This is a genomic window from Flavobacterium chryseum, from assembly GCF_004362015.1.
Taxonomy (GTDB): domain Bacteria; phylum Bacteroidota; class Bacteroidia; order Flavobacteriales; family Flavobacteriaceae; genus Flavobacterium.
On sequence record NZ_SNWW01000009.1, the window covers coordinates 1 to 21811 of the forward strand.

Below are 21811 nucleotides of genomic sequence, written 5' to 3' on the forward strand. Positions count from 1 at the left end.
TGATCTCTTTTACAAGAATAGGGTGGTCACTTTAAACCGGAATCAACTGATCTCTTTTACCGGAATGGCATGCTCACTTTTGCCAGAATTTGCAAATAACCTCTTAGCAGAAAATTCTGCTTGGCAGCCTGTTCGATTTCAATTAAATTTTCAGATCCTGCTTGTAAATTCGTTAAAGTTGAGTCTAGTGAATTGGCCATTCTTTCATCGCTGATCAGCTTGGGCAGGATGCCTTTTCCACTATTTAGTTTTTTAGTAAAAACATTTAAATCAGTGACACTATTTTCGAAACCGGAGAGTGTTTTTTTAATACTGTTGGCATAATAAGGATCTGTCATGAGTTTTGATAATGTGCCGTCCTTATCGTTTATTTTTTTGGTAAAAACAGCAAATTCGTTGGAACTGTCCTTTAGGTTTTTCAGGGTAACATCGATGCTCTTTGCAAAATTTTCATCGGTCAGTACTTTGGAAAGTGCCCCTTTGCCATTATTGATTTTATAGCTGAATTCAGAAAGTTCTTTGGTGATGATCTGGGCATTGTCGATACTTTTTTTGAGTCCTGCAATTAGATCCTCCATTCCCACAGCTTCATTGGAGGCAATCATATCGCCGTCTTTTACCACTTGTGAAAGACTGTTTTTAGGAGATATTGTTAGTACTTTATCGCCCATCAGCCCATCGGAGCCAATACTGGCCCACGCATCGGTTTTAATGTATTGATGCACTTCTTCCCTGATGATCATCTCTACCACTACTGTAGAATCGGAAATAAAGGAGATACCTTTTATCGTTCCAATAGTGATTCCGGACAATAGTACATTATTGCCATTTTTTAGTCCGCTGACGTTTTTGAATTTTGCTTTTAAACGGAAGGTATCACCAAAAAGATTTTGGCTTTTGCCAATGAAATAAACCGCAACGAGAAAAATCGTCAGAGCTGCAATAACGAATAATCCCAATTTCCAGATATAACCTGATTTTTTCTTCATGATGCTATTATTTAAACAGTGGGTCAAGGCCCATTGCATATTGATTGGTTGCAAAAAAGAATGATCGTACCCATGGGTCGGTATTGTTTTCCTGTTCCTTGTAGGTTCCCTCTGCATGGATTAAGCCATCTTTTATAATGATGATGCGGTTTCCGGTCATTTTGGCGCAGATCATATCATGGGTAATGATGATGGAGGTTGTTTTGTATTTTTTCTGTACCGACAAGATCAGTTCGCTGATTTCCTGTGCTGTAATGGTATCGAGTCCGGCAGTGGGCTCATCGTAAAATATAATTTCGGGCTTGATGATTATCGTTCGTGCCAGACTAATGCGTTTGACCATCCCGCCTGACAATTCAGAAGGCATTTTGTCAATAGCCTCTTTTAATCCGACGCTATCCAGGGCTTCAAGAATCTGCTGCTCGATGTCTTTTTCTGTCAGGTGGTGCGTATGGTGTTTGAGGGTAAAAGTCAGGTTTTCACGAACGGACATGGAATCATATAATGCTCCATCCTGGAACATAAAACCTATCTTGAGCCTGATTTCATTAAGTTCTTTATAAGTAAGTTTTGTCATATCCGTGCCGAGGATTTCCATTTTTCCTTTGTCGGGATCCAGAAGGCCGACCAGGCATTTTATGGCTACTGATTTCCCCGAGCCTGAACGTCCAAGGATCACAAGATCCTCGCCTTTGTTTACCTCAAAACTAATCCCTTTGAGTACTTTGTTTTTCCCAAAGGCTTTGTAGAGGTTTTTGATTTTTATGATGGGCTCTTTCATGGTCTAAAAAAATAAATCGGTGATTTGAACGGCCAGCATATCGACAATAAAAATAGAAAGTGATGCGGTTACTACTGCTGAATTTGCTGCAAGACCCACACTTGCCGTACCACTTGAGGCATTAAAACCTTTGTAGCAGCCAATCACACCAATAAAAAATCCAAAGAAAAACGTTTTTATCGTTGCGGGCATAAGATCCAGATAATCCAGATGTTCAATTACTTCTGAAAGTACCTTCTCATTGTAATGGTATTGTGTATGTTATAGCCGATATAACCTCCGAAAATACCAACCAGATCAGCAAAAATAACCAGCAAAGGTACCATTAGCGTTGTGGCTAATGTTCTGGTAACTACCAGATATTTATAGGGATTCACGGCAGAGACTTCCATAGCGTCGATTTGTGAGGATACTTTCATTGACCCCAGTTCGGCGCCAATGCCCGAAGCAATTTTTCCGGCGCAGATAAGTGCTGTAACCACAGGGGCTATTTCCCTAATGAGGGAAAGTGAAACCATGCTCGGCAACCAGGATTCCGCACCAAACTTTGTCATAGTCGGCCGGGACTGAATGGTCAGTACAAGGCCCATGATAAAACCCGTGATGCTTACAAGGGGAAGTGATTTACATCCGATGGTGTAACACTGGCGAAGAAATTCATTGATTTGAAAAGGAGGAACGAGAATTTCTTTAAAAAAACGTCCTATGAACAATGAAAAATTTCCTGCCTGTGTAAGATGCTCTTTTACGATGGCTATCATTATACTTTAGATTATAAGTTTAAAAAACAATTTTATTGGGTTAGGACCTGATTTCAGTACAGGTGAATTTTCTTCTCTTGACCGCTATAAAATTGAGTTATGATACTTTTAGTTTTAAATATTTAATATAATTTCTAAGACAAAGGTGGAGGATCATCATGGTTTTAAAAATGATGGATATCATTGCCGGAAGTGACCCTCATTACATTTTATTGAGAGTATTGTAAAAAAAATCCCTAATGCCATAAGATATTCAGGGAAGTTTAATTTGTATTTCATATCATTTTTAATGAAATGTCAGGCATCTTGTATGTCAATTTTTTCGACGACCGCTTTTACGCCACCGGCTTTTTTAGCTGCATTTTCGGCTTCCGTTTTTTTTTATAATAGTTGTCTACAGTTCCAGTAAGGATTACGGCCCGGTTCTGTCGCATCTACTATTAAGATTTATCTTTGGGTTTTTAAAATTAGATCGTTCATGAATACCAAAAGTCATTGTTATCCTAAATCTGTCATACTTCAAGCTGTTTATTTTAAACTTAGATTTACATTGAGTTTTCGAGATGTGGAAGAAATCATGAAAATGCGGGGAGTTTAGGTTGATCATTCAACAATCCAGCGCTGGGTGTACAAGTTTGCTCCCTTTATTGAGTCACAGATGAAGAAAAGGAAATATAGGGTAGGACTGAGCTGGAGGCTTGATGAACTTATATAAAAGTAAAAGGAATCTGGTGTTATTTGTATAGAGCGGTTGATAAGTTTGGTTATACAATTGATTTTCTTCTAACCAGACACAGGCAGCGAATGAGTGCGCAGTCCTTTTTAATTAAGGCAATTAATAATAATGGCAGACCCAAAGTAATAAATATTGATAAAAGCGGATCAAACATTGGAGCTATAAAAGTTTATAATAAACGCTCATTTTCTACGATTAAGATTCGACAATGTAAGTATTTGAATAATATAGTTGAACAGGATCATCGATTCATAAAGTGGAGGATACAAAATGGATTAGGATACAAAAATTTTGAATCTGCCAAACGAACATTGAGTGGAATTGAAGTTGTGCATATGCTTAGGAAGAATCAGATGATTGATCCAGGGATAAGTATGTTCAAATCATTCTGTAAATTGGCGGCATAACATTCAAATCTTTGATTTATTACTTTGTACTTTATCAGATGCGACAGAACCCACAAAAAATTCATTAAACTTTATTTGATTACTTGTTACTTTCTAAAGATTGTTTTTTAAATTTATCCTTTTACTTCTAGTTTGAGCAGTAATAAAGTAAAAGCTTTATTCTCTGGTTAATTCTGTTTTGATTGATGCGACAGAGCCAACAAATACATTAATTATATGAAGTCAGCCTATTTATACGTTCGTGTAAGTACGGACGAACAAAAAAGAAAAGGTTACTCCTTGCCTGAGCAGGAGGACAGATTATTGAAGTATTGTAAATATTATGATATCGAAGTCAAAGGAATTTATCGGGAAGATTTCTCCGCAAAGAATTTCAATAGACCAGAATGGAATCAATTATTTTCAGAAATCAAAAAGAAATCATCAGGAGAAAATAAAAATATACTATTTATCAAATGGGATCGATTTAGCCGTAATGTTGAATATGCTTACGAAATGATTGGAAAGCTTCGGAAATACAAAACAATAGCAAAGGCTATTGATCAGCCAATTGATTTCTCTGTGCCGGAAAGCACAGTTATGCTGGCTGTATATTTAGCAGTTCCAGAGGCAGAAAATACAAGGAGAGCCCAAAACACAGCAAATGGCATTCGTCGAGCAAAGTTGATGGGTAGACATCCTAGCAAGGCACCATTAGGATTTATTAATTTGACAATGATGGATGGTAAAAAAGGTATCGCTCCTAAAGAGCCTGAAGCCGAAATTATAAAATGGGCTTTTTATCAAGTTGCCAAGAACGATCATAAAATATCGGAAATTATTAAAATAGTCAATGATAAAGGATTAGTATGTTCAAGGTCACACTTTTTCAGGATTTTACATAATTCTGTTTATTGCGGACTTATACCAGTCAGACTTGACTCTGGTGAAGAGGGTGTAGTAAAAGCATTACATGAGCCATTGATATCTGAGTCCTTGTTTAATCAGGTTCAGTCTATTATTAATACAAGAAGAAAAACTACTGCAAAAAGAGATGATTTACAATCAATATTTTTTCTTAGAGGTTTTTTAATCTGTCCTGTTTGTAATCGAAAACTTAGTGGAAGTGTTTCAAAAGGCAGATCAAAAAATTATCCATATTATCATTGTCATAATGGCTGTAGAACGAGAATTAATGCATTATTTCTTAATGACCTTTATCATAATAAACTTCAACAATTGATGCTCGCGAAGAATGCAGTTGAATTATTTAAAAAAATTTTGGAAGACCAAAATATAAAGACACAGAAAGCAAGTTATCTATATTCTCAAAAAGTATTAGAGAGAAAAATAAATGATGAAGAGCTGACCCTTTCTCGAGGCAGAAAGTTATTTATAGCCGGAATATTAAAAATTGATGACTACAACGAATTAAAAAAAGAGAATCAAGTCAGTACCAAAAATCTTAAAAAAGAAGCACAAGATATTGTTGTTAAATTAAAAGCCATTGATAGAAAAAATCAAATAGAAGAGAAGGCGTTAGTCGAAATTTTTCAAAGATTTTCTGAATTTGAGACCTCTGATAAGAGACATCTTGTAAATCTTATTCCACCGACAGACATTAATTTCAAAACAGGAGATTTATCTTTAGGTTTAAATCAAGCATTTTTGAAAATATTATCAAAAAAAAGAAACCGAAAAACCAATCGAAAAAATGAATTTCATTGAGAAGAATGTTTCAGTAGAAAAAGCCGTTTTTATTCTTTCCAAAAACGGCATTCAGGTAGATGAGAAGGAAGCTAAAATTATTTTGGAATTACTATATTTAGTATCAAAAAATTACGATAAACCAAAAGAGAAAAAAATCCTATATCCTTAACGGGATTTCGAACCATCGTCCAGCTTCGATTAAATCTCTAATAAAGCCACTTTTAGACTGTTTATTTCAAACAGACTAAGAATTTCTTTTGAAAAAATCGAACCACAATTTTTAGGCTCTTAAGACTTGAAAAGTCTACATGTTTGTGCATAAAAAAAGAGACAACTATTTACTAGTTGTCTCTTAAGTGATCTACGGGACAAATTTCTATAAATTTTCTGGAAGATTTGAAGAGATTGGCTTACTACAAATAGTAGCTGTCTTTGATTGGCTTTATGAATTTGGTTTGGATGTCCTGTTGGGATTGATGAAAAAAAAATACAAAAACTCAATTGGTTTATGGCATTACACTAATATAAAATTCTACAAATATTATGGAGGATTTGAAAAGATTGTTATGCTTAAGGCAGAATTGTCTTTCTTTGGCTATAGTAATTTCTGCCAAAAGAACCTTGGGAGGAATAGAAGTGGTACATATGTCGATAAAAAAATCAGATGCTTAAGCCAGGAACAACTATGTTTAAATCATTTTGTAAATTGGCAGCATAATTTTAGTATTGATATTTCTTTCTGTTTTTATATGTCAGATGCGACAGAAACCCTTAAAAATTCAAGTAGAATGCATTGCTCATTAAGTTATTACGAATGTTATACAGGTACTAGTGTGTTTTAAAAAAGAAGCCGTATCTTGTCATGGTTCAAATCATGATAATGGAAAATACAAATTTTAAAGCAAATAATTGGAAGAATTCTAATATACAGGTGTTTTGGGGAGAAATTGCCCCTTCGGACCATTTAGTTCAAATCTATGAAAATGAAGGTCATTTTCTAAACACTCTGGAAGGATTTGCGGGAAGTGGTATTCTTTCAGGTGATAGTGTTGTGATTATTGCCAAGCAAAGCCATCTTGACCAATTACAGCAAAGACTTATAAATCATAATTTTGATCTAGCAAGTTTAATGAAAAATGACTTATACATTCCTCTCGAAGCTAATGATATATTAGCCAAATTTATGGTGAATAGCTGGCCTGATGAAAAGTTATTTAACGATGTCGTTTCAGCGATTTTAAAACGCGCAAGAAAGAACGATAGAAAAGTTCGAGCATTTGGTGAAATGGTGGCAATCCTATGGGAGCAGGGTAATAATGGTGCAACTGTGCGACTGGAAAATTTATGGCACAATCTACATTCAATGGACAATTTTTCGATCTACTGTGCCTATCCCAAAAGTGGCTTCACCCGTAACTATGCAGACTCAATTTCAGAAATTTGTAAGGCGCATTCTAAAATCATTGACGGTGAAAACAGACCTTCAACAGAAATTTATTGGTCTGAGGTCGGAGTTTAAAAGCCCTGCTAATTACTTCAGTCTTTAGGAATGCGAAAAAGTATAAAATATTGTTTTTAAAGTAATATTTACCCTCAGTTACCTGATATTGAAGCAAAAATAACATAGACATAAGATATTATCGAAGCCAAACAGTTTTGCAGCATAAAAAGCATTCTAAATGATATTTTATGATGTTACTTTTTTCTTGCATTAACTATAGAAAGTAGGATCGGAAATTTGTTCAGTTAATCATTGAAATAGAATAATCTAGTTATAAGCAGGGAGTTTGATCTTAAAGATACAACCCTTGCCAGGTTCGCTATGAACGTGGATTGAACCTTTATGATTTTCTACTATCCTTCTACAGAGTGATAAACCTATACCGGTTCCTTCAAACTCAGTTGAAAGTCTTCTGAACGGCTGGAAAGCCTGATCTGCGTATTTTTGATCAAAGCCAATGCCATTATCAATAACTGAAAGGATATGTGCGGAATAAGTTTTTGCACCAGCTTCCGATTCAACAATAGTAGTCGCTGTGATACTGATCTTTGGAATACCATAATTAAATTTTAAAGTGTTGCTCAGTAAGTTAGTAAATAACTGGTGCAGTTGAACAGGAATCCCTTTAACAGTTGGGAGTTGCGTAACTTCAATTACTGCCGATTTTTCTGCTATCGTCAGTTCGCTGTCAGCCAATACGTTTTGAATTATTATATTGAGATCGACCTCCGTAAATTCAGAATGATCGTGTGAAAGTCTTGAGAATGTCAGTACGTCCTTAATCAGTCTTACCATTTTCTCAGCACTTGCATCTATCTTTTCCAGATAGCTGCCCACGCTTTCAACATCTGCTAAATTCTTTTTTGCCAAATTGATAAAAGTTCTGATTTTACGTATTGGCTCTTGCAGGTCATGTGAGGTTACGTAGGCAAACTCTTCCAGCTGCTTGTTCTGGATCTCGATGCTTTGGGCATCCCTTTCCTTCTGTTCTTCAGCTAATTTCCGTTCCGTTAAATCGCGGGTTACCTTAGTGAATCCTATTACGTTATTTTCATCATCATGCAGAGCTGTAATCACTACATTGCCCCAGAAAGCGGTACCATCTTTACGTACACGCCATCCTTCATGTGCTGCCTTGCCATGTGTGGCAGCTTCCCTTATAAGCCTGAAAGGAAGTTCTTCCTTAATGTCATTCGGAAGATAAAAAATGCTAAAATTCTTTCCCAATATTTCCTCTTCCGTATAGCCCTTGATTTTTTGAGCACCTTTATTCCAGTTTTGTATATCGCCGTTGGTATCCAGAAGAAGGATTGCATAGTCCTGTACCTCGTCAACCATTCTGTGGTAGCGCTGTTCAGTGGTAAACGACTGTAATTTATTTTCATTATTCATAGCAGCCATCGTTTAGATAAGATTAAATGACTCAGCATTTCCTGTTAGTATCTTCAAAATCATTGTGCTCAGATGGTCTAAGTCGGGTGTTTTGGTTAAAAAGTTTGTCGCACCCAATTTTTTGCACTCTTCAATGTCTTCGCTATATGATGATGTGGTAAATATTACTACCGGTATCTCAGAATGTGCAGGAACACTTCGCAGGTAAAAAAGGCATTCCTTTCCCGACATTAGCGGCATATTTAGATCAAGAAATATAAAGTCAGGAGATTGATCAGCTCCATTCAAAAGATCGATTGCGATAGTGCCCCGCTCAGCAGTCAGGCATGTCATTGGAATTTGAGTTGCATCAAGTGCAATTTTAAAGAATTCACGGTCATCCTCATCGTCGTCGATTAATAGTATTTTTAAGGTATCCATTAATGAATTACTTTTCTATGCAATTTACTAATTTAATTTTGCATATCGCTCAATTTTTCATTTGTTGGAATGACTGCCCAGTCACTTCGGTTCTGTCGCATCTATGACTAAGTTTTATCTTTGGTTTTCAAAACTAATAAAAAATGAATACTAAAGGTCATTGCTATCCAAAGTCAGTCATTCTGCAGGCGGTATATTTCAAGCTTAGGTTTACTTTAAGTTATCGAGATGTTGAAGAAATAATGAAGATAAGGGGAGTGATTGTGGATCATGCTACGATCCAACGCTGGGTTTATAAATTTACACCTTTCATTGAATCAGAGATGAAGAAGAGAAAGGTTAGAGTGGGGGCAAGCTGGAGATTGGATGAAACCTATATCAAGGTAAAAGGTATTTGGTGTTATTTATATATGGCAGTTGATAAATTAGGCAATACGGTTGACTTTCTTTTGACTAGAAAAAGACAGAGAATGAGTGCTCAGTCTTTTCTAATTAAAGCAATTAGTAATAACTACAAACCACGAGTAATAAACATTGATAAAAGCGGTTCTAATACAGCAGCTATCAAAGTCTATAACAAGCGCTCGTTCTCAAAGATTAAAATTCGGCAATGTAAATATCTTAACAATGTTGTCGAACAGGACCATCGTTTTATCAAGTGGCGCATACAAAACGGATTAGGTTTTAAAAGTTTTGAATCTGCAAAGAGAACTCTAAGCGGAATTGAAGTTGTGAATATGCTTAGAAAGAATCAGATGATTGAACCAGGGATATCTATGTTTAAATCATTCTGTAAATTGGCGGGCTAACTTTTAAATCACTTAAATTCTTATATTTGATTCTGACAGATGTGACAGAACCCTTCTTTCTGGATATTGGTGTTCAGGCCACTCAGATCACTAACTTTACAAGAATTTATGCTTTGGATGAACAAGTACCTGAAAACAAGATGATGCTTGCATTTTATCTTGCAGCACCTGAAGTTGAGAATGATCGAAGAGCACTGAATACGTTTCAAGGACTTAGACGTGGCAAAAAGGAGGGAAGGCATATGGGGATGGCTCCTTATGGATACGCCAATAAAATAACAGAGGATGGGAAAAAGTATATCGCCATTGTACCGGATAAAGCCGTAAAAGTTATATGGGTTTTTGAACAGATTGCGAAAAATATCTTTAGCACTGAATCTATTTATCAAATGACCAAAGAAAAAGGTTATGGTATCTCTAAGAATAACTTATGGCTTATCATAAGAAATCCTCTTTACTGTGGAAAGATAGTTGTTCCTAAGTACAAGGATGAAGAGGAGAGGTGGGTCACGGGTCAGCATGAGGCAATTATTAGCGAGGGATTGTTTTATAGGGTACAGGACGTTCTTGACAGTAAAGCGAGGACCTACAGACCAAAAATTAAGACTATCGAAAATTTTCCACTCAGAGGCTTTTTTCTTTGTCCAAAGTGTGGTCAGAAGTTAACTGGCAGTAAATGCAAAGGAAGGAGTAAATTCTATTACTATTATCACTGTACTAACGACTGCAAATGGAGGATAAACTCAGAGGTAGCTAATAAAATATTTAAAGAACATTTAAATAAATTTATACCCCTAGTGGAAGTCAAGAAATTATATACGGTAGTTCTGCTCGAAGGATACAGAGAGCATACCGGGGTAATTGCTAGCGAAAAAAAGAAGTCAATTGAGCAGATTGCAGTTTATGAAAAAAAATTATCAGTGGCCAGAAATTTATTGGTCACCGAAAAAATTGATGCTGAAGATTACAATCTTATGAAAGTTGAATACAATGCAATTATCAGTAAGCTGGAAAAAGACATTGGAAATGTAGAGGAAGATAGGGCAAGTATAGAGCAGTTAACGACTACTGGATTAGAAAACCTTTTAAAGCTCGGCGAAGCCTTTGAAAATGGCGCTTTAGCTGATTCTCGTGAGATGATTGGTTTAATTTTTCCCGAAAATTTTACATTTCACGAAAGCAAAATAAAAACCGCTAGAGTCAACGAAATGGTCAATTGTATTTATCTGGTAAACAACAGGTTACGGGCAAAAAAAAACGGGACAAAAGATGATATTTTTCTTTTGTCCCGAGTAGTGACCTCGACTGGATTCAAACCAGTAACCTCTTGAGCCGTAATCAAGTGCGCTATTCAGTTGCGCCACGAGGCCTATTTTTTTCACTAAGCTATTTTTTATACCTTTGGTGAACGCTGTTTGCGGGTGCAAATATAGGTATAAATGTGAGATAAACAAGAAGAAAATAACATAAAAGTGAAAAAAAATGAAGTTAGAAAATTATATACGTGATATTCAGGACTTTCCTAAAGAAGGAATTTTGTTTAAAGATATCACGCCACTATTAAATGACGTAAATGCAAGAGAAGAATGCCTAAAAATTCTAGTCGATTCTTTAAAAGGACAAAAAATCGATAAGGTTGTTGGAGCTGAAAGTCGCGGTTTTTTCTTCGGAATGTTATTGGCAGATCGATTAAATGCCGGTTTTGTTCCGGTACGTAAACCAAAAAAACTTCCTTTTACCACTATTTCGGCTTCGTATGAATTAGAATACTGCACTGATTCATTAGAAATTCATATTGACGCTATTCAAAAAGGAGATAAAGTATTAATTCACGATGATGTTTTAGCGACTGGAGGAACTGCAAAAGCGCTTGAAGAATTGGTAAATAAGCTTGGCGGAGAAATTATTCAGTTTAATTTTTTAATGGAACTTTCTTTCCTAAACGGAAGGGATAAAATAAAGAACAATCCTATATTTGCTGCCATAACCTATTAATTAACCCTCCGATCTTAAACCCAAATCTACATGAAACCATTTTATTGTTTAGCCCTCTTTGTTTTATTACTTTCCTGTAAAGAAAACAAGGAAATAACGGCTGAAAATTTAGGCAAAACAGTTCAAAAGGACTCGATAAAAGTAACAGAAACCAATATTGTTTCAAATGAAAACTTAGTTAGTGATCTTAGACCAAATGAAAAATTAAAAACCGAAGAAAGGTATTCTGATCAGGTCGAATTTATAAATTTTGATGGCAATGGTGATTATGCGTTATTTACAGTTCAAAAGAATAAAAAATTAGTTTCATTTTATACAAATCTTGAAGATGCACGTCCGTTTAAAAGAGGTGATGTACTTGATGTAGAATGGAAAATGGATACCATTTATGAAGCTGGAGAAGGGGAGAAGCAAGGTTTTGGAGAATGGCTTATTACGGTTAAAAAAGTAAAAGACGGCCCTGTAAGTTTATTTCGAAAAAAGTATAAGAATCCAATAAAATATACTTCTGAAAAAGACGAATTAACGGCTGATTTTAAAGATTATCTTTACGAGCAAGTTGAATATTATTTGGCCAATTCTAAAAATGAACTTGTAAAATTGGCTATAAAAAGTCCGAATGCAGATTTAAGTTATTCAATTGAAGAAAAAGAGAAAGATGGTCGTTCATATTATGTATTAGGAATTTCTAATGATTTTGAACATCATACCAATATCATTCAATGGTTGTATCTGGATAATGAAACCAGAAATTTATACGAATACGATTTGGCAAATGATAAATTAGTCAAATTTGATTAAAAAGAACCGAAAATTGTCTTAGAATTTTAAACTAAGACAATTTTGTTTTTTATAGCATACAAAACCAATCCAATTCTGGTTTTTATTTCCAGTTTATCAAATAAACATTCGCGATAACCATCGATTGTTTTAGGGCTTAAACACATTTCAGAAGCGATTTCCTTGTATGTTTTTTCCGTACAGGCATGTTTTATAAAAACGATCTCTTTTTCTTTTAAATTGATTTTTTTAGAATCATCATTGGCTTTTTTAACCAACATTCCCGAAACTAATTCGGTAAAATAAAAACCTTTTTCGATTACAGATTTAATCGCGTCCCTAAATATTTCCGGCGAAGTATCTTTCAATAAATATCCCTTGGCGCCATTGGCAATCATTTTTATGATTACTTCTTCGTCATCATTTACAGATAGCGCAATAACCCTGAGTCCCGGCATATTTTCCTTGATCCATTTCATGGTGCTAATACCGTCCAGGACAGGCATATTAACATCTAATAAAATCAAATCAACTTCAGTATCAATATTTTCCTGTAAATAAGAAATAAATACTTTTCCGTTTTCGAAACGATTAATGACTTCAAAATCTTTAAAACTATTGATCAGAAGTTCAAGCGATTGCGAAAACAACAAATGATCGTCAACAATAATAATTTTATTTTTAGTTTTCATCGGATTTAATTAAAGGATATTCTAAGGTTACCGTTGTTCCTGATGTGTCTGAATTCATAATTAATTGGGCTCCAATTAATTTAGCTCTTAATTTCATACTGTTTAATCCAATTCCTGAATTTATCTTTTCCGGATCATAACCAATTCCAAAATCTTTAAATTTTAGGCAAAAAACAGTTTTGGTTGTTTTAATAATTACTTCAAACATATCGCTATGAGAATGTTTCAGACTATTGTGCAAAGCTTCCTGAAAAATACGGTATATAAATAAATCATGTTCCTGACTAATTATAGGTATTTCTCCCGAAAGGGTATACTTGTACTGAATTTTTTTAAGCTTTTTGATGCGCTCAAGATCTTGTTTTATGGCTTGTATAAAATCGCTTTGCAGTAAATTGTCTTTATTTATAATTCGGGATAAAATTCTGATTTCGTCAAGTGATTTGGCTAAAATTTCTTTTAAATCGCGTAATTCATTTACTTGAACTGCTTTTCCGCTATTGATGTACATGTTGAGCTGCATAATTCCAACAGATACAATTTGACCAATATTGTCGTGCAGTTCTTTGCTAATTTCAGAAAGTGTCTGATCCTTAATTTCAATTCTGGTTTTAATCAATTCTGATTGAAAATAAAGTTCAGCTTCCATTTTTTCAATCACATAGTTGTTTTTTTTCTTCAAAAAATAAAAGAATATGACAAGTACAGTCACTAGTAAAGTTAAGAAAACAATACCTAACGAAATTACTAATAATTGTATTTCTTTTCGCTCCATATAAATCCAATAATAAAGCAACTGTGTGTTAGAAAATTTAAAAGAAACAATACTAAACTGAATATTGAGTCGTCTTGTTTAATTAAAAACCATTTTATGGCAAGCATAAAAGGCAGGAAAGGAACATGAAATAATAATATGCCCAATATGTACCAGAAAAAAACAGATTTTTTAAAGTTCAATATTTTGTCTGAATTAAAAATCTCTACCAAATATAAGCAAGATAATATCATAACTACCAGAACGCCAACGGCAAAGCTATAAATAAAAGATTTATTAATGTCTTCTTTGAAAAATATAACGTTTAGAAAAAAAGAAAACACAAACAAGACTAAAAACAGAAAGGCTGATATTTTGTTATTTTGTTTGATTAAAAGACTCCTGAGAAGTAAAATGTAAGCCGAAAAACTAACCAGCATATAACAGTTATAAACATAATAGTTTAATAAGCCCGTCCAGTAAGTAAAGTAATAGCCAACAAATTCTGTTAGTACCGAAAACCAAATTAAAATAACTAAAGATTTAGCTTTTTTACCAGGAAGTTTGTGAAACGAAATCAAACCAATAATTCCTGATAATAAAGCTAAATAGATAATATAAGATCTTAAAAATTCAAACATAATTTTTTAATATATTAAACTTGGCGGTCTGCCAATATTTCCATAATTCATAGGTTCAAGGCTTTGAATATCCATAGTTTCTTCTTCTTGTTCTTCAACTAAAGCAAAACTTTGAATTTTTGCAGCGTTTGTTTTTATTTTTTTACCGGTTGGAACCAAAAATAAAGTAGTTAATCCGGCTTTATCTCCATGTTGCTCATCATCAGGATAAACGCCAAAGTAAAAACGAATGCCATCAACATTATAGCCGTCTTCAATTCCTCTTGTTTTTACATAATGAATGTATTTTTCTAATTCTTCTATAGAATACCAAATGGCGTTTGCATCTTCTTTTTCATTAGACATCGCCTTTAGGTTTGTCTGTTTTTTATCATTGTAATTCAGATTTAACTGTTGAGCAAATTCTCTGGTAATTAATTGACTTGGTTTTGCAGGTGGATTTTTCATTTTAATCTAATTTAGTGGTTAAAAGTTTAGTTAACAATATCTTATTAAATATTTCCGACAAAATTATTTTAAACCTTTGATTGATACAAGGGTAAATTCACCCTTTTTTTGTACCGCTGATTTATTTTGAAAAAGAGGAATAAAAGCCAATTAACCGCAAAGGTTTACGCAAAGAAAGCATAGTTTTGACGTAAAATTATGTTCAATTTGAGCAGCCTGAAACCAATATATAAAACAAAACCCGACAGGTTTTTAAAACCTGTCGGGTTTGGAATATTTTATTTTGTTCATTTTTCAAGTTTTATACGACAACCTGAAACTTAAAACAAAGAAACCTGAAACAAAATACAATAAGGTTTTATCTTAAACTTGCTCCAAGTTCTGTCTCAAAAGTTTGTTGCAGTTTAGACATAATTTTATCAATTTGAGAATCAGTAAGCGTTTTTGTATTATCCTGAATGGTAAAACTTAAAGCATACGATTTTTTGCCTGCAGGAAGTTTATCACCTTCGTAAACATCAAATAAATTAACGTCTTTCAAAAGTACCTTTTCCGTTTGTTTGGCTAAATTATAAACACTTTCGTAAGATGTATTCTCATCAATTAATAACGCTAAATCTCTGCGAACTTCAGGATATTTAGGAATTTCAGAATATTTGATTTTTCCTGTGATAATTTTCAAAACCAAATCCCAATTAAAATCAGCAAAATAAACATCTTGTTTTATTCCGAAATGTTTCAATATCGGCTTTTTAACAACACCCATTTCAACTAAAGTATCGTTGTTATAGGAAATTGAAGTTCCTTCTGAAAAAACATCTGACTGCATAGGTGCGTTCGAAATTTTTTCAATTCCCAAACGATTTAAAATCGCAGTAACATATCCTTTTAATAAAAAGAAATCAGTTGATTTTAGCGGGTTTGTCCAGCTTTCTTTATTTCTGTTTCCTGAAATAGACAACGTTAAATGTTTGTGTTCTTCATAACCATTTAAATATTTATGGTATGATTTTCCAAATTCAAACAATTTCAAATCTGAATTTCTTCGGTTTATATTATAAGAAATCGCTTCTAAGGCAGAAAATAACAAAGACTGACGCATTGTCGATAAATCGCTACTTAAAGGATTTAACATGGTAACGTTATGTTCTTCTTTTAAAGAAGTCGATAATTTCGCATACGCTGCAGTTGTTAAAGAATTGGCCATCATTTCATGAAAACCTTGCGAGTTCAATTGAGAGGCAATTACATTTTGTACTTTATAGTCTTCTGTTCGTGGCGAATTAGAAACCGTTGCATTAAATTTTTGAGAAAAATCGATGTTGTTATAACCGTAAACTCTCAAGATTTCTTCGATAACATCAATTTCACGCTGAACATCAACGCGATAAGCCGGAATTGTTAATCCCAAACCAGAATCAGAAACGCTGTTTACTTTAATATCTAAAGAAACCAGGATTTTCTTGATGGTATCTTTTGGAATTTCCTGACCAATAATTTTCGAAACATGATCGAAATTTAATAGAACAGAAAAATCTTCTACTTTTTTAGGATATACTTCTACAACATCACACGTAATTTTTCCTCCGGCAACTTCCTGAATTAAAAGGGCTGCACGTTTTAGAGCATATTCTGTTATAGTTGGGTCAATTCCTCTTTCAAATCTAAAAGAAGCATCGGTATTTAAATTATGTCTTTTTGCTGTTTTACGAATGCTAACGGCATCAAAATAAGCACTTTCTAAAAATATTGTAGTTGTTGCATCAGTAACACCAGATTTTTTTCCTCCAAAAACACCAGCAATACAAAGCGGTCCTTTTTCGTCACAAATCATCAAATCTTCAGCGTGTAACGTTCTTTCAACATCATCTAAAGTGGTAAATTTTGTACCTTCCGGAAGTGTTTTTACAATTATTTTTCCGGTAATTTTTGAAGCATCAAAAGCATGCAAAGGCTGACCTAATTCATGTAAAACATAATTAGTAACGTCGACAATATTATTTTTTGGAGTCAATCCGATAGCTTTCAAACGGTCTTGTAACCACCTTGGCGATTCTCCAACAGCAATTCCTGAAATCGTTAATCCGCAATATCTTGGAGTTAAATGAGCATCTTCAACACTTACATCAATTTTTAATGTACGCATTTCGACTCTGAAATTACTTACAGATGGCGTAATTAATTCCACATTTACACCACGCTGCAACATTCCCGCTCTTAGATCACGCGCTGTACCAAAATGGCTCATTGCGTCAGCTCGGTTAGGTGTTAGACCAATTTCGAAAACTTCATCGCTTGCAATTTGAAATACCTCAGAAGCAGGCGTTCCAGGCACTAGTTCTTCATCAAGAATCATGATTCCGTCGTGGCTTGTACCTAATCCTAACTCATCTTCGGCACAAATCATTCCGTGACTTTCCTGTCCGCGAATTTTTCCTTTTTTAATGGTAAATTCTGCACCTTCTTTATCATATAAAACAGTTCCGATAGTAGCAACCGGCACTTTTTGACCTGCTGCAACATTGGCAGCACCGCATACAATTTGTATAGGAGCTTCTGCGCCAATATTTACGGTCGTAACTTTTAGTCTGTCAGCATCAGGATGTTTTTCGCAAGTAAGTACGTGTCCTACAACAACTCCTTCTAAACCGCCTTTTACGGATTCGTATTTCTCGACAACTTCCACTTCCAGACCTAAATCTGTCAATAATTCTGAAGTTTGTTCCGACGTCCAGTCTGTTTTAATGAATTGTTTTAACCAGTTGTAAGATATTTTCATGTTAACTTTTTTGTTCTTGAATAAGAATACAAATATAAGGATTGCCTACGGTAGTAAGAAAGAAATTATTTGGTTTTTTTTTATAAGGTTTAAAGTGGCAAAGGCTCAGAGCGGCAAAGGTTTATGCGTTATAGTGGGTAAAACTTTACACATAGATCTTTATCAAAGTTTTAAACTTTGATAAAGATTGCACCACAAAACATTTGAATTTTTCTATATGATATAGCAAACCCGACAGGTTTTTAAAACCTGTCGGGTTTGTTGTTGTAGACAAAGTTTGTGTCATTTCGATCGAAGGGAGAAATCACACAAAATGAATATAATTTTAAAAAAACTGTACGTTCTTAAAGTAAACCTCTGTCCCTCTGAGTCTTTGCCACTTTGAACCTACAAAGAACCTAATCTAAATGCCCAATCTGCGAAGGCAGTTCAAATATTTCAAGATCGAAATAAATGACAGATGCCATAACATGATCGAAAATATCAGACATTATATATTCGTAATTTGCCCAGCGTTTATCACTTGAAAAAGCATAAATTTCTAACGGAACCCCGTGTGCACTCGATTGTAACTGGCGGCACATAATATGCATGTCTTTGTTTAAGCCCGGATGCGTTACTAAATATTGCATAATATATTTTCGAAACAAACCTAAATTTGTCATGTTTCGGCCATTTAATGCGAGACTTTTATCTACACCATTTGCATTATTGTATTTTTCAATTTCAGCTTGTCTTGTTTCGATATACGAACTTATAAGCTGCACTTTTTTCATATGATTTAAATCCTCATTGTGAAGAAAACGAATACTGCTGCTTTTTATTAAAATATGTCTTTTAATACGTCTTCCGTCAGATTTTTGCATGCCGCGCCAGTTCTGAAAAGAATCTGAACTCAAAGCATACGTTGGAATCGTGGTTATTGTATTGTCAAAATTTCGAACTTTTACAGTTGTTAAATTAATTTCGATAACATCTCCATCGGCACCAAATTTTTCCATCGTAATCCAGTCGCCAATACGAACCATGTCGTTTATCGCAACCTGAACACTCGAAACAAATCCTAAAATAGTATCTCTGAAAATCAAGATAATAATGGCCGAAAGCGTTCCTAAAATAGTAAGTAATTCTCCTTTTTTAATTCCGAATAAAGTCGAAATAATAAGAGCAACTCCAAAAATCCACAGCACAATCATAATTACCTGAACGAAACTGTCGATAGGTTTGTCGCTGTATTCCAGTAATTGTTTTAAGTAATCACGTACCGAATTAAAAATCGTTCTAACAATCCATAAAGTGATTAAGACAATATAGATACCGACAATTTTTCCGAAAAGAGATTCCCAATACTCGTATTTGTCCAAAATAATTGGAACGGCCTTATAAATAAAGAAAAACGGAATTAAATAAGCCGTGTATTTGGTTGTTTTATTGTGAATTAGATAATCGTCAAATTTTGTTTTAGTTTTTTGAGCAAAAATTGCAGTAAGCGTTACTAAAACAAATTTGGCAACATAATATATGGCAAAAGCAAAAGCCACCATTATGGCAATATTAAAGACAAGGCTAATGTAAGACGCAAAGTTGCGGCTCATGCCCCAATGCCTAAAAAGAGGGTATAAGAAATTGAATATTTTATCCAAAAGGTTATGCATTATTTTCTAAATATTTTTTCTCAACATAAAAAGTTCCAAATGGAATAAGCGAAGCAATTAGTATGATTCCGAAAGTTTTTAAATCCCAATTTTGAGATTTTCTAAGTAAAATTGCCAATATAATATAACCAATAAACAAAACGCCATGTGTCATTCCTAATGGTCGCAATAAAGTATGATAAAGTTCAGGATTGTTGGTTTTAATAATCAACATATTAGCGAATAATACTAAATAGGAGATACCTTCTAAAATTGCAGTAACCTTAAAAATCTTGAGCATGTAGTTGTTTTTTTGAGTTTATAACAGCAAAATTAAGTATTAGGATTGGTTTTTGAGTTATGTATCAGGAAAGTAATTTACTTTTGTAGTCTTAAACTTTGATAATGAGCAAACGCGATTTAAAAAAATATTTAGCCGAATTAAATAAAGAACAACTCGAAGAACAACTGATCGAGTTGTACGAAAAATTTACTCCCGTAAAAGTGTATTACGATTTTGTTTTTAATCCAAAAGAAGATAAACTTTTGCAGGAATCGAAGGTTAAAATTTCACATGAATATTTTCCTGTAAAAAAGCCTAATGCTAAATGGCGGCCAAGAGCAAAAATGCGTCGTTCTGTAGCTCAAAAAATTATAAAACATTTTATAATGCTGGGTGTTGATTCTTTTGTAATAGCTGATATCATGTTATATAACATCGAAATAGCGCAAACTTACTCCTCTCAAAATCACATTAAATACGAATTGTTTTACAAAAGTATTTTAAATTCTTTCGAACAAGCAGTAAATTTTGTCATTTCTAACGGAATTTTAAATGAATTTAAATCAAGAATTGTAGAAATTCAGCAGCAAACTATTCAACAAAAATGGAAAAATAAGTACGATTTTGAAGTTATTTTAGATAAAATAGACTAAAAAAAGCACTTCTCATAAAAAATCTTATTTAAAAAAATGATTTATTTTACGTTAAAATAGGATGAATAACTGTTTTTTAGGTGTATTTTTGCAAAAATCCAAAAATTAACAATGTCTCAAAACACTTTAGAAATAGAAAGAGAAGAGAAAAAAGAACTTTATGCATATCAAAAAGGCGATATCGATGCCATTTTTGAACGTTTAGACAATGCTCCTCCGCAACATCACTTATTATATCAATTACCTACAGGTGGAGGAAAAACAGTTATTTTTTCTGAAATCGTTCGTCGTTATTTAGCTAATAATGATAAAAAAGTGGTGGTTTTAACGCATCGTATCGAACTATGTAAACAAACCTCAAAAATGCTGAAAGGGTTTGGTGTTTCTAATAAAATCATCAATAGTAAGGTAAAAGAATTGCCGGATCAAAATGATTATTCTTGTTTTGTGGCAATGGTTGAAACTTTAAAAAACCGTATCAATGATGAAAAATTGCATCTTGATAATATTGGTTTGGTTATTATTGATGAGGCGCATTATAACTCCTTTAGAAAATTATTAAACTCATTCAAAAATGCTTTTATTCTTGGAGTAACTGCAACACCTTTGAGTTCGAATATAAAATTACCAATGCACCAGAGTTACGATGAACTTATTGTGGGAGACACTATTAGTTCATTGATCGACAAAGGTTTCCTGGCACGCGCTACAACTTACAGTTATGATGTTGGATTAACATCACTAAAAGTGGGTATCAACGGAGATTATACCGTAAAATCTTCTGATGATTTGTATACCAATACAGTAATGCAGGAAAAACTTCTGCATGCTTATACAGAGCGTTCTTTGGGTAAAAAAACCTTGATTTTCAATAACGGTATACATACTTCATTATATGTATATGAAACTTTTAGAGAAGCAGGTTACGATATCAGACACCTTGATAACACAAGCAGTTCAGAAGAACGTAAAGATATTTTGGCGTGGTTTAAGAAAACTCCGGATGCTATTTTAACTTCTGTTGGAATCTTAACTACCGGTTTTGATGAACCGACTGTAGAAACGATTATCTTAAACAGAGCTACAAAATCGCTTACTTTATATTACCAAATGATTGGTCGTGGATCTCGTAAATTACCTGGTAAAGATGAGTTTACGGTTATCGATTTAGGAAATAATGCAGCACGTTTTGGTTTATGGAGCGAGCCGGTTAACTGGCAACACATTTTTAAATCTCCTGAATTTTATCTAGAAAATCTGCGTGATGATACTGAAATCGAATTGTACTTTAAATACAGTATGCCACCGGAATTGCGTGCAAAATTTAGTAAAACTGCAGAAGTGACTTTTGATGTTGATGAAGAGCATAAACTTATTATAAAGCAAAACCTGCGTTCTAAAGTTGTATTAGACAAATCGTTAGAACAACACGCTTCTATGTGTGTGGATAATACGGAAACTTTACAGGAAGCAAAATCATTAGGAAAAGAACTTGATGACGATATCGAATGCCGAATTAAACGTTATGCAAAATGTTTAAGTCAATGTAGTAAAAACTATCGCGAATGGCTGGTTGACGATTATAAACTAAAATTGGTTTTACTTATAGGTAAAAAATACCGTGAGAAAATCATGAACGAACCGGATTGATTTTTTGAAGTTAAATGT

20 protein-coding genes, 1 tRNA gene and 2 pseudogenes are annotated in these 21811 nt (G+C 33.8%); 11 read left to right on the forward strand and 12 right to left on the reverse strand.

Annotation, left to right across the window (positions count from 1 at the left end; genetic code table 11):
- Positions 1-56: 56 nt before the first annotated feature.
- The 3 genes and pseudogenes from EV143_RS16660 to EV143_RS16670 form a co-directional block, all read right to left on the reverse strand.
- Positions 57-989 (reverse strand): MlaD family protein, encoded by a 933-nt coding sequence (locus EV143_RS16660; RefSeq protein ID WP_133509079.1) that lies wholly within the window; start codon positions 987-989, stop codon positions 57-59.
- A 7-nt stretch (positions 990-996) separates the two neighbouring features.
- Positions 997-1770 carry an ABC transporter ATP-binding protein gene (locus tag EV143_RS16665; protein WP_133509080.1) on the reverse strand — a complete coding sequence of 258 codons (774 nt, stop codon included), beginning with the start codon at positions 1768-1770 and terminating at the stop codon, positions 997-999.
- 3 nt (positions 1771-1773) lie between these two features.
- Positions 1774-2531, reverse strand: a pseudogene (locus tag EV143_RS16670) (MlaE family ABC transporter permease).
- Positions 2532-3009: 478 nt separating this feature from the next.
- On the opposite strand from EV143_RS16670, the pseudogene EV143_RS16675 reads away from it, so the two are divergent.
- The 5 genes and pseudogenes from EV143_RS16675 to EV143_RS16695 all read left to right on the forward strand — a co-directional run bounded on the left by EV143_RS16675 (position 3010) and on the right by EV143_RS16695 (position 6882).
- Positions 3010-3674: pseudogene (locus EV143_RS16675) on the forward strand (IS6 family transposase).
- A gap of 216 nt (positions 3675-3890) precedes the next feature.
- The gene (locus EV143_RS16680; RefSeq protein ID WP_133509081.1) at positions 3891-5381 is read left to right on the forward strand and encodes a recombinase family protein; all 1491 of its coding nucleotides are present in this window, start codon (positions 3891-3893) and stop codon (positions 5379-5381) included.
- Positions 5368-5532: a PTS sugar transporter subunit IIBC gene (locus tag EV143_RS16685; RefSeq protein ID WP_133509082.1), complete on the forward strand. Its 165-nt coding sequence runs from the start codon at positions 5368-5370 to the stop codon at positions 5530-5532. Before EV143_RS16680 ends, EV143_RS16685 begins: the two co-directional genes overlap by 14 nt.
- A 187-nt stretch (positions 5533-5719) precedes the next feature.
- Positions 5720-6205, forward strand: a complete 486-nt coding sequence (locus tag EV143_RS16690; RefSeq protein ID WP_133509083.1) for a hypothetical protein — start codon at positions 5720-5722, stop codon at positions 6203-6205.
- 38 nt (positions 6206-6243) lie between these two features.
- Positions 6244-6882, forward strand: a complete 639-nt coding sequence (locus EV143_RS16695; protein ID WP_166638174.1) for an MEDS domain-containing protein — start codon at positions 6244-6246, stop codon at positions 6880-6882.
- Positions 6883-7131: 249 nt separating this feature from the next.
- Here the strand turns inward: EV143_RS16695 and EV143_RS16700 are convergent, their stop codons facing one another.
- Together EV143_RS16700 and EV143_RS16705 are read right to left on the reverse strand one after the other, a co-directional pair.
- On the reverse strand, positions 7132-8256 hold the full coding sequence (locus tag EV143_RS16700) for a sensor histidine kinase (RefSeq protein WP_166638175.1): 1125 nt from the start codon (positions 8254-8256) through the stop codon (positions 7132-7134).
- A gap of 12 nt (positions 8257-8268) precedes the next feature.
- Entirely contained in the window at positions 8269-8676 is a 408-nt protein-coding gene (locus EV143_RS16705; RefSeq protein ID WP_133509086.1) for a response regulator, read from the reverse strand.
- A 143-nt stretch (positions 8677-8819) separates the two neighbouring features.
- Here EV143_RS16705 and EV143_RS16710 point away from each other — a divergent pair, with 143 nt between their 5' ends.
- Both EV143_RS16710 and EV143_RS16715 read left to right on the forward strand, forming a co-directional pair.
- The gene (locus EV143_RS16710; protein ID WP_133509087.1) at positions 8820-9485 is read left to right on the forward strand and encodes an IS6 family transposase; all 666 of its coding nucleotides are present in this window, start codon (positions 8820-8822) and stop codon (positions 9483-9485) included.
- A gap of 26 nt (positions 9486-9511) precedes the next feature.
- Positions 9512-10816 carry a recombinase family protein gene (locus EV143_RS16715; protein WP_243739896.1) on the forward strand — a complete coding sequence of 435 codons (1305 nt, stop codon included), beginning with the start codon at positions 9512-9514 and terminating at the stop codon, positions 10814-10816.
- On the opposite strand, the gene EV143_RS16720 is transcribed toward EV143_RS16715, so the two are convergent.
- Positions 10782-10855 (reverse strand) — tRNA-Arg (locus tag EV143_RS16720). The two genes, EV143_RS16715 and EV143_RS16720, sit on opposite strands and share 35 nt — an antisense overlap.
- Before the next feature lie 112 nt (positions 10856-10967).
- Between EV143_RS16720 and EV143_RS16725 the strand changes: the two genes are divergently transcribed.
- Together EV143_RS16725 and EV143_RS16730 are read left to right on the forward strand one after the other, a co-directional pair.
- Positions 10968-11480, forward strand: a complete 513-nt coding sequence (locus EV143_RS16725; RefSeq protein WP_133509088.1) for an adenine phosphoribosyltransferase — start codon at positions 10968-10970, stop codon at positions 11478-11480.
- Positions 11481-11510: 30 nt separating this feature from the next.
- A complete protein-coding gene (locus tag EV143_RS16730) occupies positions 11511-12281 on the forward strand; it encodes a hypothetical protein (protein ID WP_133509089.1) in 771 nt (256 codons plus the stop codon).
- Between the two features lie 26 nt (positions 12282-12307).
- Here EV143_RS16730 and EV143_RS16735 read toward each other — a convergent pair whose 3' ends face one another.
- The 6 genes from EV143_RS16735 to EV143_RS16765 form a co-directional block, all read right to left on the reverse strand.
- Positions 12308-12952 carry a response regulator transcription factor gene (locus tag EV143_RS16735; protein WP_133509090.1) on the reverse strand — a complete coding sequence of 215 codons (645 nt, stop codon included), beginning with the start codon at positions 12950-12952 and terminating at the stop codon, positions 12308-12310.
- Positions 12942-13601 (reverse strand): sensor histidine kinase, encoded by a 660-nt coding sequence (locus tag EV143_RS16740; protein ID WP_243739897.1) that lies wholly within the window; start codon positions 13599-13601, stop codon positions 12942-12944. The genes EV143_RS16735 and EV143_RS16740 overlap by 11 nt, the downstream gene beginning before the upstream one ends.
- A 752-nt stretch (positions 13602-14353) precedes the next feature.
- Entirely contained in the window at positions 14354-14794 is a 441-nt protein-coding gene (locus EV143_RS16750; protein ID WP_133509093.1) for a hypothetical protein, read from the reverse strand.
- Positions 14795-15152: 358 nt separating this feature from the next.
- Positions 15153-17573: a phenylalanine--tRNA ligase subunit beta gene (pheT, locus tag EV143_RS16755; protein ID WP_133509094.1), complete on the reverse strand. Its 2421-nt coding sequence runs from the start codon at positions 17571-17573 to the stop codon at positions 15153-15155.
- 398 nt (positions 17574-17971) lie between these two features.
- Complete coding sequence (locus EV143_RS16760; RefSeq protein WP_133509095.1) at positions 17972-19228, reverse strand: mechanosensitive ion channel family protein; 1257 nt, start codon at positions 19226-19228, stop codon at positions 17972-17974.
- On the reverse strand, positions 19221-19508 hold the full coding sequence (locus tag EV143_RS16765; RefSeq protein WP_133509096.1) for a DUF3817 domain-containing protein: 288 nt from the start codon (positions 19506-19508) through the stop codon (positions 19221-19223). Before EV143_RS16765 ends, EV143_RS16760 begins: the two co-directional genes overlap by 8 nt.
- 104 nt (positions 19509-19612) lie before the next feature.
- Here EV143_RS16765 and EV143_RS16770 point away from each other — a divergent pair, with 104 nt between their 5' ends.
- Both EV143_RS16770 and EV143_RS16775 read left to right on the forward strand, forming a co-directional pair.
- Complete coding sequence (locus tag EV143_RS16770) at positions 19613-20143, forward strand: DUF6155 family protein (protein ID WP_133509097.1); 531 nt, start codon at positions 19613-19615, stop codon at positions 20141-20143.
- A gap of 111 nt (positions 20144-20254) precedes the next feature.
- Positions 20255-21793 (forward strand): DEAD/DEAH box helicase, encoded by a 1539-nt coding sequence (locus tag EV143_RS16775; RefSeq protein ID WP_133509098.1) that lies wholly within the window; start codon positions 20255-20257, stop codon positions 21791-21793.
- Positions 21794-21811 lie beyond the last annotated feature (18 nt).